Origin of the sequence: Saccharothrix longispora (assembly GCF_030852425.1) — a bacterium.
Lineage (GTDB): Bacteria > Actinomycetota > Actinomycetes > Mycobacteriales > Pseudonocardiaceae > Actinosynnema > Actinosynnema longispora.
Window position 1 is genome coordinate 427,396 of the sequence record NZ_NSDM01000003.1, and the last position, 14,352, is coordinate 441,747.

The 14,352-nt window shown below is 73.5% G+C and carries 11 protein-coding genes; 4 read left to right on the forward strand and 7 right to left on the reverse strand.

Features of this window, described 5'->3' with window-relative positions; genetic code table 11:
• Positions 1–2: 2 nt before the first annotated feature.
• From CKY47_RS09865 to CKY47_RS09875, 3 genes are all read right to left on the reverse strand, one after another.
• On the reverse strand, positions 3–1,625 hold the full coding sequence (locus CKY47_RS09865; protein ID WP_306745380.1) for a serine/threonine-protein kinase: 1,623 nt from the start codon (positions 1,623–1,625) through the stop codon (positions 3–5).
• Between the two features lie 105 nt (positions 1,626–1,730).
• Entirely contained in the window at positions 1,731–3,782 is a 2,052-nt protein-coding gene (locus CKY47_RS09870; RefSeq protein WP_306745381.1) for a glycosyltransferase, read from the reverse strand.
• A 2-nt stretch (positions 3,783–3,784) separates the two neighbouring features.
• Positions 3,785–4,567, reverse strand: coding sequence for a WecB/TagA/CpsF family glycosyltransferase (locus CKY47_RS09875; RefSeq protein WP_306745382.1), 783 nt, complete (start codon positions 4,565–4,567; stop codon positions 3,785–3,787).
• A 108-nt stretch (positions 4,568–4,675) separates the two neighbouring features.
• Here CKY47_RS09875 and CKY47_RS09880 point away from each other — a divergent pair, with 108 nt between their 5' ends.
• Positions 4,676–5,893 (forward strand): MFS transporter, encoded by a 1,218-nt coding sequence (locus CKY47_RS09880; protein ID WP_306745383.1) that lies wholly within the window; start codon positions 4,676–4,678, stop codon positions 5,891–5,893.
• Between the two features lie 146 nt (positions 5,894–6,039).
• On the opposite strand, the gene CKY47_RS09885 is transcribed toward CKY47_RS09880, so the two are convergent.
• The 3 genes from CKY47_RS09885 to CKY47_RS09895 all read right to left on the reverse strand — a co-directional run bounded on the left by CKY47_RS09885 (position 6,040) and on the right by CKY47_RS09895 (position 9,609).
• Positions 6,040–7,383 (reverse strand): YVTN family beta-propeller repeat protein, encoded by a 1,344-nt coding sequence (locus CKY47_RS09885; protein WP_306745384.1) that lies wholly within the window; start codon positions 7,381–7,383, stop codon positions 6,040–6,042.
• 70 nt (positions 7,384–7,453) lie between these two features.
• Positions 7,454–8,713 (reverse strand): hypothetical protein, encoded by a 1,260-nt coding sequence (locus tag CKY47_RS09890; RefSeq protein ID WP_306745385.1) that lies wholly within the window; start codon positions 8,711–8,713, stop codon positions 7,454–7,456.
• Positions 8,714–8,748: 35 nt separating this feature from the next.
• The gene (locus CKY47_RS09895; RefSeq protein ID WP_306745386.1) at positions 8,749–9,609 is read right to left on the reverse strand and encodes a glycosyltransferase; all 861 of its coding nucleotides are present in this window, start codon (positions 9,607–9,609) and stop codon (positions 8,749–8,751) included.
• 83 nt (positions 9,610–9,692) lie between these two features.
• Between CKY47_RS09895 and CKY47_RS09900 the strand changes: the two genes are divergently transcribed.
• The 3 genes from CKY47_RS09900 to CKY47_RS09910 are packed head-to-tail and all read left to right on the forward strand — an operon-like array spanning position 9,693 to position 13,383.
• Positions 9,693–10,742, forward strand: a complete 1,050-nt coding sequence (locus CKY47_RS09900) for a glycosyltransferase (RefSeq protein WP_306745387.1) — start codon at positions 9,693–9,695, stop codon at positions 10,740–10,742.
• A complete protein-coding gene (locus CKY47_RS09905; RefSeq protein WP_306745388.1) occupies positions 10,727–12,169 on the forward strand; it encodes a lipopolysaccharide biosynthesis protein in 1,443 nt (480 codons plus the stop codon). The genes CKY47_RS09900 and CKY47_RS09905 overlap by 16 nt, the downstream gene beginning before the upstream one ends.
• Positions 12,166–13,383 (forward strand): rhamnosyltransferase WsaF family glycosyltransferase, encoded by a 1,218-nt coding sequence (locus CKY47_RS09910; protein WP_306745389.1) that lies wholly within the window; start codon positions 12,166–12,168, stop codon positions 13,381–13,383. Before CKY47_RS09905 ends, CKY47_RS09910 begins: the two co-directional genes overlap by 4 nt.
• A 21-nt stretch (positions 13,384–13,404) precedes the next feature.
• Here the strand turns inward: CKY47_RS09910 and CKY47_RS09915 are convergent, their stop codons facing one another.
• Positions 13,405–14,337: a TolB family protein gene (locus tag CKY47_RS09915; RefSeq protein WP_306745390.1), complete on the reverse strand. Its 933-nt coding sequence runs from the start codon at positions 14,335–14,337 to the stop codon at positions 13,405–13,407.
• Positions 14,338–14,352: the final 15 nt, after the last annotated feature.

Genomic DNA, 14,352 nt, shown 5'->3' on the forward strand with positions numbered 1-14,352 from the left:
GGTCACCGGGGGTCGTAGGCGGCCGATCCGTACCACGCGAGGGCCGAGCGCAGCTCCACGACGTCCCGGTCGCGGCGCTTGCGGTAGCGCTCGTGCGAGATCGGGTACACCCGCAGGCCGCCCTTGTGCACGGTGAAGCTGCTCCGGCCCAGCGTCTCCGGGGGCTTGGCGGCGCCGACGAGCCACACCACCAGCCACGGCCGGGCGTGGTGCGCCTCGACCTTGACCCGGGCGATGGCGTACCAGGGCAGGCGCCGGGTCTCCGCGCCGTTGGACAGCGTGAGGCCGTCCGGCCCCACGTCCAGGGTCAGCGCGGAGCTGGCCACGCCGATCAGCAGCCGGACCGCGGTCACCGCGAACAGCGCGAACGCGATGAACGCGGCCAGCCGGACCAGGTCGGGGGCGCCCGCCTTGGGGTCGGCGACCGCGGCGGTGACGATCGCGGCCAGCAGGTTCACCCCGGCCCAGCTGATCCCGGCCACCCGGGACGTCCTGAACCGCGAACCGGTCGGCCGCACGTCACCGCGGTCCTGCTTGGCCGCCGCGACCCGCGTGGCGGGCACGACGGGCTTGCCGGGCACGACGGGCTTGCCGGGCACGACCGGTGCGGCGGGGCCGACCGGTGTCGCGGGGCCGAAGGGCGCCACGGGGGTGGCGGGGCCGGCGGGCGCCGCCTGCGCGACGCGGGTCGCGGGCTTCGCCGCCGGCGCGGGCGGCTCGTCCACCATGACGCGGGTGGGCGGCTTCGCGGGCAGCATGCTCAGCTCGGTGTGCCGCTGCTCCACCACGGAGCGGATGCGCGAGGGCAGCCACGACGGCTCGGCCGACGGCGGCCCGATCAGCTCCAGCAGCCCCGCCGGCGTCGGCCGCCGCTCGGGGTCGCGCTCCAGGCACGGCAGGATCAGCGGCACCAGCGACGGCGGCACCAGCGACAGGTCCGGGTCCTGGTGCACGACCCGGTAGACCAGCGCGGACGTGGCGCCCTCGCCGAACGGGCCGCTGCCGGTCGCCGCGTGGACGAGCACCGAGCCGAGGGCGAACACGTCGCTCTGCGTCGTGATCCGCTTGCCCACGACCTGCTCCGGCGACAGGTAGCCGGGCGTGCCGAACACGATGCCCGCCTCGGTCAGCGCGGAGTGCTCCAGCGCGCGGGCGATGCCGAAGTCGATGACGCGCGGCCCGTCGTCGGCCAGCAGCACGTTCGACGGCTTGAGGTCGCGGTGCACGAGGCCCGCGCCGTGGATCGCGACCAGCGCCTCGGCCAGGCCGCCCGCGAGCCGCCGCACGGCGCGCTCGGGCAGCGGGCCGTGGTCCTGCACGGCCTGCTGGAGGCTCATGCCCGGGATGTACTCGGTGGCCATCCACGGGTGCTCGGCGTCCGGGTCGGCGTCCACGACGGTCGCGGTCCAGAAGCCGCCGACCGCGCGGGCCATCTCGACCTCGCGGCGGAACCGCTCGCGGAACTGGGGGTTGTCGGCCAGTTCGGAGCGGGCGACCTTGACCGCGATCGGCCGGCCACCGCGCGAGCGCGCCAGGTACACGGACCCCATCGCGCCGCGACCGAGCGCGGCGAGCAGCGCGTAGTCGCCGATCCGCGACGGGGCGTTCGGGGGCAGGGGCTGCACGACACCCACACTAGAGGCGTTCGCGGCGGCCTTCAGCCATACGGGCCGGTTCGATACCGACGCCACACCGGCGCAACCCCGGCGCTCCCCGCCGCTTCGGGCCCCTCACCTGCCGCGTTGCTCCGCCAGCGCCACCAGTTCGGCCGCGCGGGACCGCCACGAGCGGGTCAGCACCGACTCGCGCAGCGCCGCGGCCGGCCGCGGTCCCCCGTCGGCGAGGGTGCGGCGCACGGCGTCGACGAACTCCGCGTGCGACCGGGCGGCGCGCACCCGGTCGGCGTAGCCGGCCAGCTCGGCGAAGTCCGTGCTGACCACCGGCAGGCCCAGCGCGAGGTACTCCTTGAGCTTGATCGGGTTCGAGTGCTTGATCCAGTTGTTGTCCTGCCACGGCATGATCGCCACGTCGAACGCCGACCCGTAGGCCGGGACCAGGTCGTAGGGGCGGAACCCGAGCCAGTGGACGTTGGGGTGCTCGTCGAAGCGCTCCATCGGGTGCGTCGCGTCGCCGATGAGCACCAGCGACGCGCCGGGCAGCTCGACGGCGAGGCGTTCGAGCAGGTCGAAGTCGACCACGAAGTCGTCGAGGGCCCCGAAGAACCCGATCCGCGGACCCGGGATCGCCCGCACGTCGTCCGGCCACTCGTGCTCGGGCCGCGCGGTGAAGTGGTCGACGTCCACGCCGTGGTCCAGGAAGTGGGCGCGCTCGCCGGTGCGCGGCGCCTCCTCGGCCATGAGGGCGTGGCTGACGTAGACGACGTGGTCGGCGTGCTCCAGGAGCCGGTGCTCCAGCGCCTCGATCGCGCCGCGGTCGGCCTCGGGGAAGTCGGAGTGCCGGTCGGAGCGGTTGAACACCAGGCTCCGCCTGCGCATCGGCGCGACCACGTCCCACGCGGTCGGGATGGTGACCATGACCACCGGCGTGCGCAGGCGCAGGAACGCCGCCACGAGCCGCACCTGGGCCCGCACCAGCACGGCGTTGACCGCGCGCAGGAACGGCGAGCCGTAGAACGGCAGCGGCAGCGGCGACATCACGTAGAAGTCCGGCTCGGGGCGGCGCACGAACTTCGCGACGCTGCGCAGCTTCCGCAGGATGCGGCGGGCCACGTGCGTGCTGTTGCCGCGGGTCGGCATGCGCATGCCGATGCTGTTGACCACCAGCACCCGGCGGTCCCGCGCGACCGACCGCATCAGCTGGAAGTCCGAGTGCGCCCGGTTGTGGTACCACCAGTCCTGCGCGGAGAAGCAGATCCAGCCGGGCCGGTCCCCCTCGCCGGGCCGGGCCGGCCACCGCCGCCAGCGCACCAGGTCCGCGACGGCGGTGCGGTGCTTGGCGTGCCGGGGCGCGCGCAGCAGCTCGTTGACCAGCACCGCGCACCACATGGCGACCGCGGCCGGGCGGCCCCGGCGCTCGCGCACCATGCGCACCCGGTTCGTGGTGGCCATCGACCACAGCACGGGCGACGTGGACTGCTCGCCGCCCAGGTGCACGGCGTGCGCGCGGGGCTCGTAGCGGATCGCGAAGCCGCGCTCGCCCGCGCGGAGCATGTACTCCGTCTCCTCCGAGTACAGGAAGTACCGCTCCTCCAGCACGCCCGTCGCCTCGCGGGCCTCACGGGAGATCAGCCACGCGGCGCCGGTCGCCCAGTCCGCCGATCCGGCCGCGGCGTAGGCACGGGGGTCGACGACGAGCTCGCCGAGCGGGGCGTGCCGGCCGGCGCGGGTGCCGCCGAGGAACGCCTCGCCCAGCGCGCGCAGCGGGTTCGGCGCGCGCCGCAACGACAGCTGCGGCTCGCCGTCGGGCCCGGTCAGGCGCGGCACCGCGATGCCGGTGCCGGGCAGCGCGAGGGCGGCCAGCAGGAACGCGACCGCCTCCGGGTGCAGGCGGATGTCCGGGTTGAGCACGAGCACGTCGCAGTCCGGCGCGGCGGCGAACCCGGCGTTCACGCCCGCCGCGAACCCGTCGTTGGCGGTGCGGGCGACGACCCGCGCGTGCGGGGCGACCCGGCGCACGACGTCGAGCGTGTCGTCGGTGGAGGCGTTGTCCACCACCACGACCCGACTGTCCGGGACGGACTCCAGCGCGGTGGCGACGGAGGTGAGGCAGTCCCCCACCACGTCGGCGCTGTGGTAGGTCACGACGACCACGGCCAGCGGCACTTCTACTCCCCCGTGCGGCGGAAGCGGGTGCGCAGCGCGCCCCCGAGGAGGCGGAACGCGAACGGGAGGTCGTCGCGCAGGTAGCGCTTGGCGAGGCGGCGGGGTTCGAGGGCGAGGCGGTGCAACCACTCCGCGCCGACCTTCTGCACCACGCCGGAGGCGCGCTTGAACTCGCCCGCGGCCATCGGGATGCCCGCACCGCAGCCGAGGAACCAGGCGTCCGGGAGTTCGGCGCGCAGCAGGCGGATCAGGTTCTCCTGCTTGGGGAAGCCCAGGCCCACCATCACCAGGTCCGGTTTGGCCTCGACGACCCCGGCGACGGTCTCGGCGGTCAGGGCGTCGTCCCGCTCGAACCCGAACGGCGGTGAGCCCGTGCCCGCGACGCGCAGGCCGGGGTGGCGGGCGGTGAGCACGTCGGCGGCCTTCTCCGGCACGCCGGGGTTGCCGCCGAGCAGGTAGACCGAGCGGCCCTCCCGGGCCGCGGCGGCGGCGAGGGTGAACACCAGCGACGAGCCGGTGACGCGTTCGGGCACCGGGACGCCCGCGAGGCGACCGGCCCACACGACGGGCATGCCGTCCGCGACGACGACCTCGGACTCGGCGATCAGCGCGGCCAGTTCGGGTCTGCGGGTCGCGGCGCGCACGATGTCCACGTTGGCCGTGACGATCGCGCCGCCCGCGGACCGCCGCCACGCCTCGACCACGTGGTCGGCGAGACCGGATTCGCTGACGGCCCACACGTCGACGGCGCCCACGCGGACGCGGGCCTGCGAGATGTCCGGCATACCCGCGTCATCGGCGGTGGCGCGGACCTCGTTACCGCCGTGGTGGGCGCCGGGCCGCCACTGGTCCGATCGCGGTAACGGTCACCGCCCGTGACCGATATCGGGGGCATGTACGTTGCGTCCGTCCGGCCCTCCGAGCGCGTCAGGGGCAAGGTCCCCGGCACCGTCGTGGCCCTGGGGGCGGTGAGCCTGCTGACCGACGTGTCGGCCGAGATGGTCACCGCGTTCATGCCGGTCTACCTGCTGTTCACGCTCAACATGAGCTACGCGCAGTTCGGGGTGCTGGACGGTCTGTACACGGGTGCCACGGCGGTGCTGCGGCTCGTCGGCGGGCTCGTCTCCGACCGCACCCACCGGCACAAGGCGGTCGCGGCGGCCGGTTACGGGCTGTCGGCGGTGACGAAGCTCATCTTCCCGCTCGTGGGCGCGTCCGCGTTCGGCATCGGCGCGACGATGGCCGCCGACCGCGCGGGCAAGGGCCTGCGGACCGCGCCCCGGGACGCGCTGATCTCGCTGGCCACCCCGCCGGACCGGCTGGGCGCGGCGTTCGGGCTGCACCGCAGCATGGACACGGTCGGCGCGTTGCTCGGGCCGCTGGTGACGTTCCTGCTGCTGTACTGGCTAGGCACGGTCGCGGGGCCGGTGTTCGTGGTCAGCGGCTGCTTCGCCGCGATCGGACTGATCGTGCTGGTGGCGTTCGTGCGGGAGAACCCGCGTCCCGCGCCGACCGGCCCCCGTCCGTCGATCCGGGCCGGCCTGGGCCTGCTGCGGCAGGCCGGGTACCGCAGGGTGGCCGTCGCGTCGGCCCTGCTGGGCCTGGCGACGCTGTCCGACGCGTTCGTGTTCATCCTGGTGCAGCAGGCGACCGGCGCCCCGCTCCACCTGCTGCCCCTGCTGCCGCTGGGCACCGCGCTGGTGTTCCTGCTGGCCGCCGCTCCCCTGGGCCGCGTGGCCGATCGCGTGGGCCGGTGGCCGGTCTTCCTGGGCGGGCACGTGGCCCTCCTGGCGGTGTACGCGTTCCTCCTGGCGCCCGGTACCGGCTACGCGGGCGCCGTGGCGGCCCTCGTCTGCCACGGCCTGTTCTACGCGGCGACGGACGGCGTCCTCTCGGCTCGGGTGGCCACCCTGGTCCCGGAATCGCTCCGCGCCTCCGGCCTGGCCGTGGTCCAGACCGGCCAGGCCCTGGCCCGCCTGGTCTCCTCGGTCGCGTTCGGCTTCCTGCTCCAGTACGCCGCCTTCGGCACCGCCGTCCACACCGCGATCGCGTCCCTGGTGGTCGCCGTGGCCACCTCCCTCTACCTCACCACCACCGCCCGCCCAGCCTGACCGGCGAGTCGTGCGTTCGCGCCGGGCGAGTCGTAAGCCCAGCCCCCTTGAGTTCTTACTCGCGAGTGAAGAACACGGGGGTCCTGAACGTACGACTCGCGTGGCGCGAACGCACGACTCGCGCGGGTCGGGGTTACGACTCGCGGTTAGAGGAGGGTGGCGTGGCCGTGGGAGCGGGACGGGGCGTGGGTCTGGTCGCCGGCGTGGGCGGCGGTGTAGCCGCGCAGGAGGGTGGCCAGGCCGACCAGGAGGGGAACGTTCGCGTCGCACGTCGCGGTGCCCGAGGCGTTCGTGGTGGCCGTGCACAGCGGGTGGCCCTTGATGGTGCGGAACGCCACGCGCTTGCCGACGACGGGCTTGCCGGTGTGCGACTCGGTCAGGGTCGCGTCCAGGCCGCGCAGGCCGAAGCCGAGCAGGCGCAACTGGACCCGGGCGTGGCCGGCGACCAGCTTCGTGGCCGCGGGCGGCACGCCGTGGATCGCGATGCCCACCGGGTTCCGGCCCACCGTGATGGTGTTGACGACCGCCAGGGTCGCCGTGTCCAGCACCGAGACGGTGCCGCTGTTGTAGTTCGTCACGTAGGCGCGCGCGCCGTCCGGCGTCAGGGCCACGGCGATCGGCCTGCTGCCCACGGGCACGGTGGCCACCGCCGTCATCGCCGCCACGTCCAGCACCGACACGGTGTGGCCCTCGCTGTTGGTCACGTACGCCCGCGCCCCGTCCGGCGAGATCGCCACGCCGTGCGGGATGAAGCTCACCGGGATCGTCCCCAGCACGGCGTTCGACGCGGTGTCGACGACGGCCACGTCGTTGGAGAGCTTGTTGACCACGAGCAGCCTCGCGCCGTCCGGCGTCACGGCCACCGCGGTCGGCGTGCTGCCGGTGGCGATCTCCGCGACCTCGGTGTTGGTCGCGGTGTCCACGACGGACACCGTGCCGGGGCCGGCGACGTCGTGCGCCACGTACAGCCGCGACCCGTCCGGCGTGATCGCGACGCCGTCCGCGTTCGGGCCCACCGCGATGGTCTCGGTCGTGGTCAGCGTCGCCGCGTCCACCACGGACACCGTGCCCGCGAAGTAGTTGGACACGTAGACGTGCCCGCCGTCCGGTGACACCACGACACCGGCCGGGCCGTCGCCGACCGGCACGGCCGCGTCCACGGTGTTCGTCGGCGTGTCGATGACGGTCAGCGTGTCGTCGCGCACGTTGGTCACGTACCCGCGCGCGCCGTCGAACGCGACGCCGACGCCGTAGGGCGAGTCACCTCCGCCGTCGCCCAGCGTGCTGGTGACCGCGTCGGTGGCGGTGTCCAGGACGGACACGCCGCCACCGTTGTTGGCGACGTACCCGAGCACGCGGTTCGGGGCGGCCGAAGCCGGCGCGGACGGCACCAGCAGCAGGGCGGCGACCAGCGCGGACGTGCCACCGGTCGCCGCCGTTCTGCGGATGCCCGCGTGGACGCGTTCGTGGAGCAGGGTTCTGGGCAGCACTGTCGGCCTCCGAGCCTCGACGGGGTCCCGCACTGACCCGATCGCTGCGCGCGGATGAGCCGTTAGCCGGTCAGAAGCGGTAGACGTGGACGGAGTACGGGCCGAAGTCGTCGACGATCCTGCCGTCCACGATGGGCACGGTCCGGTTCTCGCCCTCCACGGTCGCCGTGCCCGACGCCACCGGCACGGTCAGCTCCACCTTCGCCGCGCGGCTCTTGGGGTTGTCCTTGTTCCCGTCGGTCTGCGCGAGCACCCACCGCTGCCCGTCGACCTGCTTGTGCAGGACGGCCACCGGGATGCCGTTGTCGCTCGTGGCCGTCACGCCGGGCAGGTTGGGCGCGTTGAGCACGGGCGCGAGCGCCTTGAGCCGGGCGTTGACGGCCGCGACGCGGGCGGTGATCCCGGGGCGGGTCAGGATGCTGGTGTACTCGCCCCTGCCCTCGGTGTAGAAGCTGTGCGCGAAGTAGTTGATCCCGGTCGCGCCGTGCAGGACGGTGTTCCACACCGCCGACTCCAACTGGTCGGCGTCGATGATCTCGCCGTGCGTGTGCGGGTGGCCGGTCTCGACGAACCCGTACAGCGGCTTGTCCGGTCCGCACCACTTGCGCATGGTGTCGATGACCTCGCCGTAGGCGTACGCGCCGACGGTGTGGTTGCGGTCCGGGTGCGTCCAGGCGTAGTAGTCGGCCGAGGCGATGTCCGCGGCCGAGCAGTAGGTGCGCATGTCCTCCTCGTACGACTCCTCGATGTAGCCGTAGCCGATCTCGCCGGTGGGCGTGCCCATCCACGGGCTGAAGTTGATGTACGTCGGGCGCGTCGGGTCCTTCGCGCGCACGGCGTCGGCGGCCTTGAGGATCGCCGACGGCTGCATCTCCGGGTTGAACACGTCGCCGTAGACCTTGTTCATGTCCGGTTCGTCGGCCACCAGGTAGCCGACGTAGTTGCGCGCGTGCGCGGTGTCGGCCAGCACCGTGTCCACGCGCGTCGGGTCCACGTACACCCGCCAGTCGGTCTGGTGGAGGCCTTCCTGGCGCAGCCACCACCACTCGTCCTCCCACAGCCCGATGCCGACGTCGACGCCGATCTTCGGGAGGGCGTAGCCGAGCTTCTCGCCGTTCTCCACGCCGGAGGGGTCCTGCATCCAGACGTTGATCGGGAACGTGCCCGGGTCGCCCGTCGGGTTGGGCCCGTTGGCCCACCTCTCGTAGTAGTCGACCGACGGGACGACGACGGGCGGCGCCGCGGTGGGGGCGTCCGGGACCTGCGCCCGGGCGGTGCACGCCGCCGTCAGCAGGAGGAGGACCGCCGCGAGGGCGCGTGGAAGGGCCATGGTTCGGAGGTCCTGTTCGGGTCGGGGTGCGGGTCTCAGCCGGGGGTGCGGGCGCGTCCGCGCGCGGCCAGCACCTGCTTGGCCTTCTCGAAACCGCCGGGACCGAGGAGCCGCTGCGCGGCCGTCTTGGCCACGAATCTGGCCCCGTCGCGCGCCACCCGCAAGGGATGTCCCACGAACCGGTCACGCGCCACCACCCGACCGGCGGGTTCCGGAACGTCGTCCAGCGCCGACCCGAACAGCGGCCGGTACGGCGCGGGCGACACCAGCCGGCCGCGCGTGCGGTTGCTCACGTTGCCGCCGTGCACGACCTGGAGCCAGCCGGGCGGGCCGCCGAGCGACACCACCTCGGCGTGCCGGTGCAGCCGGTTGTGCCAGTCCGCCCAGCACGTCACCGGGTCGGCCCAGCTCTCCCGCATCGAGGCGAACGCGTTGTCCCGGTCGTGGTGGGAGAACAACCCGCTCGGGCTCTTGACCAGCCCGTTCGCCAGGTAGAGCGCGGTGCGGCGGCCGGTCGACGGCGCCGCCTGGAGGCGTTCGACGAAGTCGGCGGCCAGGCCGTCGTCGTTGTCCAGGTTCGTGGTGATCAGCTCGTCGCCCCTGGTCGGGAACAGCGCGGCGACGTCCTCCAGCAGCTCCTCCCGGCTGACCCGGGTGCGGAACACCGGCGTGTAGGCGTCGCCGTGCGCGGCGATCCGGTCCTTGAGCCACCGCGGGCTCTCCGGGTCGAAGTAGATGAGCCACCGGAAGTCCGACGAGGTCTGCGCCGCCACCGAGGGCAGGCAGTACCGCTCGAACAGCCCGACGCGCTTGGTCAGCCAGCCCTCCTGCGCCCGCACGACGCTCTCGGCGCCCACGGACGGCAGGTTGAAGCGCGTCAGAACGACGTGGTCCATCGAGAACCCCTTCCCGTATGCCCGGTACATCGGGATACGGGGTCGGGCGTTAACGATCCGCGACCGCGCACGATGAGTAGGACGTGACTGATCCCTCGACACGACCCGCGGTCGACGTCGTCATCCCCTGCTACAACTACGCGAGGTTCCTCAGGTCCTGCGTGCGGAGCGTCCTCGACCAGCCCGGCGTCGACGTCCGGGTGCTGATCATCGACGACACGTCCACCGACGACACGCCCGAGGTGGTGGCGGAGCTCACGCGGGACCCGCGGGTCGAAGGTCGCAGGCACCAGGTCAACAAGGGGCACATCGCCACCTACAACGAGGGCCTGCTGGAGTGGGCCAAGGCCGACTACACCGTTCTCCTGTCCGCGGACGACCTGCTGGCGCCGGGCTCCCTGGCCCGCGCGGCCGCGGTCTTCGAGGCCAACCCGAACGTCGGCATGGTGTACGGGCGCGTCGTGTACTACCGGGACCAGGACCGCCTGCCGAAGGTCGTCACCCCGCCGGCGGGCACGACGGTGTGGTCCGGTGTGGACTGGATCGAGGCGCGCTGCCGGACCGGCCAGAACGTGCTGTCCTCCCCGGAGGCGGTCGTGCGCACCTCCGTGCAGCAGCGGGTCGGCGGCTACCGGGCCGACCTGCCGCACGCCGGTGACCTGGAGATGTGGATGCGCATCGCGGCCGTCTCCGACATCGGCTACGTGCGCGGCAAGCCCGCCGCGTACTACCGGGTGCACCAGCAGTCGATGATGCGCACGCGGTTCTCGTCGCTGTTCGCGGACCTGGAGCAGCGGCAGGCCGTGTTCGACCTGTTCTTCCGCGAGCACCCCGACCTGCCGCCGAGGCTGAAGTCGCTGGCGAACCGGTCCATCGCCAAGGACGCCCTGTGGCGGGCCGTCCGGGCCTACGACCGCGACCGGCTGGCCGACATCCCGGTGGACGAGCTGGTGGAGTTCGCCCGTCGCGTCGACCCCGGCGCCGAGCGGCTGGGCGAGTACCGGGCGTTGCGGCGCAGGCGCGCGCTCGGGCCGCGCGCGTGCAGCCGCACGCAGCTGTTCGTCGGCAGCCACCTGGTCAAGCGGGGACGGGGCCTGGTGTCCAAGCAGGTCTGGAAGTGGCGCGGGCAGTGACCGCCGGCCTGGAGCGGAAGGTCACCTCGGCGATCCGCTGGAGCGCGGTCAACAGCCTGGTGCAGCGGCTGGGGCAGGTGGGCGTCGGCGTCCTCGTCGCCCGGCTGGTGGCCCCCGAGCAGTTCGGCGTGTTCGCCGTGGCGCTCGTGGTGATGAACATCGTGATGAGCATCAGCGAGATGGGCGTCAGCGTCGCCCTGGTGCGCACCGAGCGGCCGGTGGAGGAGCTGGCGCCCACCGTCACCACGCTGTCCATCGCCTCCGGCGCGCTGCTGTGCCTGGTGTGCGTGCTCGGCGCGCCGTGGTTCGCGGGCGCGATGGGCACGCCGCAGGCCACCGGCGTGATCCAGCTCATGTCGCTGTCACTGGTGGTGGCGGGCGTGTCGGCGGTGCCCGGCGCGCTGCTCCAGCGCGAGTTCCGGCAGGACCACAAGTTCGTCGCCGACACCTCGGCGTTCGTCGTGGGCACCACCGTGACGGTGGTGCTCGCGCTGCTCGGGTTCGGCGCGTGGAGCCTGGCCTGGGCGCGGATCGCCACGAACCTGGTGTCGACCGGCGTCATGTTCGCCTACACCGAGCGCTGGTACCGGCCCGGGTTCGACCCCCGGCAGGCGCGGGAGCTGCTGTCCTTCGGCCTGCCGCTGGCCGGGGCGAGCCTGCTCGTGTTCGGCGTGCTCAACGTCGACCAGATCGTGGTCGGCGGCGTGCTCGGGACCGTGCAGCTCGGCTACTACCTGCTCGCGTTCAACCTGGCGAACTGGCCGGTCGCGGCGTTCTCGCAGCCGGTGCGCAGCGTGTCACTGGCGGCGTTCTCACAGGTCAGGGATGATCCGGCGTTGTTCGCGCGGACGTTCGCCCGCGCCCTGCGGCTGCTCGCGCTGGCCACCGTGCCCGCGTGCGTGCTGCTGGCCGTGCTGGCCGACCCGCTGGTCCGGGTCGTCTACGGCGAGCGGTGGGCGCCCGCCGCGCAGGCGCTGGCGCTGCTGGTGGTGCTCGGCGCGCTGCGCGTGGCGCTGGAACTGGGCTACGACTACCTGGCCAGCGCGGGCCGGTCGCGCGCCATCTTCGTCATCCACCTCGTCTGGCTCGCGGCGCTGGTGCCGCTGCTGGCGCTGGGTGCGCACGTCGGCGGCCTGCGCGGCGTGGCGGCGGCGCAGAGCGTGGTGGTGCTCGTGGTCGTCGTGCCCGCGTACCTGGTGGCGTTCCGGCCCTACGGGCTGCGGGCGCGCGTCCTCGGCGCGGCGGTGGCGCGCCCCCTGCTCGGCGGTCTCGTGATGGTCGCGGTCGCGCTCGGCGTGGAGCAGCTGGTCGAGGCCCCCCTGTGGCGGCTCCTGGTGAGCGGCGCGCTCGCGTCCCTGGCCTACGCCGCCGTCGTCTTCCCCCTGCGCCACGAGGTGCTGGGGCTGCTGAGGAGGAGCAACGCGTGAGGGTCGTCCAGCAGTTGCAGCGCCGCGCGCACCAGGTCTCGCACATCGTGCGCGACGGCGGTGTGCGGCAGCTCGGTGCTCGTGCCCTGGCGCGCGCGGCGCGGCGGTTCGGCGCGGACACCGAGGTGTTCCCGGTGCGCCTGGAGGACGTGCGCGCGGCCGACATCTCCGCGCGCCGCCCCGTCGAGGTGCCGTCGGTGCCCGCGGACGGCGCGTTGACGGTCAACTGGGTGAGCACGCCGCCGTCGCCGGGGTCGGGCGGGCACACCACGATGTTCCGGCTGGTCGAGCACCTCCAGTCGCTGGGCCACACCAACCGGCTGTACCTGTACGACGTGTACGGCAGCCGTGCGGCGGACCACGAGCCGGTGATCAGGGCGGCGTTCCCGGGGTTCCGGGGGACGGTGCACGACGTGACCGGGGGGATGGACGACGCGCACGCCGTGTTCGCGACGGCGTGGATGACGGCCTACCCGGTGTTCAACGACCCGTGCGCGGGCAAGCGGTTCTACCTGGTGCAGGACTACGAGCCGTGGTTCTTCCCGGTCGGCGGGCTGTCCGCGCTGGCCGAGAACACCTACCGGATGGGGTTCCACGGGTTCACCGCTGGGCGGTACCTGGCGGACAAGCTGCGCACCGAGGTCGGCATGCCCGCCGACTCCTTCGAGTTCGGCTGCGACGCCGACCGGTACCACCTGCGGGAGGGCGTGACGCGGGACGGCGTGGTGTTCTACGCGCGCCGGCTGGCGCCCCGGCGTGCCATCGAGATCGGGTTGCTGGCGCTGGAGATCTTCGCGGAGCGGCACCCGGATGTCCGGATTCACACCTACGGGGAGAAGATCGGCTCGCTCGGCCCGAACCACGTCGACCACGGCCTGGTGTCCCCGGACGCGTTGAACGACATCTACAACCGGTGCTACGCCGGTCTCACGCTGTCGATGACGAACGTGTCGCTGGTGCCGCACGAGATGCTGGCGGCGGGTTGCGTGCCGGTGGTGAACGACGCCGCGCACAACCGCGTGGTGCTGGACAACGACCACGTCCGCTACGCGCCCGCGACCCCGCACGACCTGGCCCGCGCACTGTCCGAAGTGGTCTCGCTACCGGATTTCGCGACCGTCGCCCGCACCGCGTCGTCCAGCGTGTCGAGCCGTTCCTGGGACGCGGCCGGCCACGACCTGGACAAGGTCCTCCGCCGGGAGCTCCTCGTCTGACCCGGGAGTCCAACGCCCAGGTCAGGCGGGGGAGGGGGAGGTCGCGTCGGGGACGAGGACGGTGGCCGGGGCCGAGCCGTCGGCGGGCACCAGGTGGACGGCGGCCTGCTTCGCGTCCTTCGGGACCGCGGCGAAGGCCAGGCGGTCCGCGTCCAGCCAGGTGGCCTGGTCGTCGACGCCGGCCGTGCCCGGGAGGCGGAGTTCGGTGCCGGTGGCCAGGTCGAGGACGGCCAGGTCCCAGGGCCCCAGGCGGCCGATGCGCTTCTTGTAGGCGACCCTGGTGCCGTCCGGGGACAGCGACGGGCACTCCGCGTCGCGGCGCAACGACCGCGCGCTGCGGTCCACCAGGTCGCCCTTCACCAGCCAGGTCAGGCCGCCGGACGCGAGGGTGGCGTAGAACGTGCGGTCGTCGGCGCCGACCGTCAGGCCCCAGTAGTTGACGTCCTGCGCCGTGTGGGCCTGTCCCTCCACGTCGGCCGCGAAGCCCTCCAGGGACTCCACGACCTCACCGCTGCGCAGGTCGAAGAACCCGGTGCGGGTGGAGAAGCCGCCCGGCACCGAGTACGAGTCCCCCGTCACGAACGACGTCCAGGACACCACCTGACCGGACCCGGACACTCTGGCGCGGCTCGGGATGCCGGGCAGCGGCACGGTCCGCACCACCTCCCCCGCGCGGCTGATCTCGGCCGCGTAGGTGGGGCCGGGACCCGCGAGCTTCAGGCACACCGTCGTGCCGGCGGCGCGGTAGAACCGCTGGCAGGCCTGGTCGGTCGTGGAGCGCGCGGACGGGTCGGCCAGGCTCAGCTGCTCGACCCGCGACCGCCCGTCGGCCAGCTCCACGTAGAGGAGGTCGCCGCTCCGCGCGGCCGTCGCCGCGGCCACCGGCCGGTCCTCGCGGGCGACCGCCGTCAGGTAGACCGCACCGGCGACGGCGACCAGTACGATGGCGCTCACGGCGAGCACGGTGCG

What these genes read in the sequence shown, in the direction of transcription:
- CKY47_RS09875 (WP_306745382.1), bottom strand. Translation starts at nt 4,567, where the DNA reads ATGCCGGACATCTCGCAGGCCCGCGTCCGCGTGGGCGCCGTCGACGTG.
- CKY47_RS09880 (WP_306745383.1), top strand. Translation starts at nt 4,676, where the DNA reads ATGTACGTTGCGTCCGTCCGGCCCTCCGAGCGCGTCAGGGGCAAGGTC.
- CKY47_RS09890 (WP_306745385.1), bottom strand. Translation starts at nt 8,713, where the DNA reads ATGGCCCTTCCACGCGCCCTCGCGGCGGTCCTCCTCCTGCTGACGGCG.
- CKY47_RS09895 (WP_306745386.1), bottom strand. Translation starts at nt 9,609, where the DNA reads ATGGACCACGTCGTTCTGACGCGCTTCAACCTGCCGTCCGTGGGCGCC.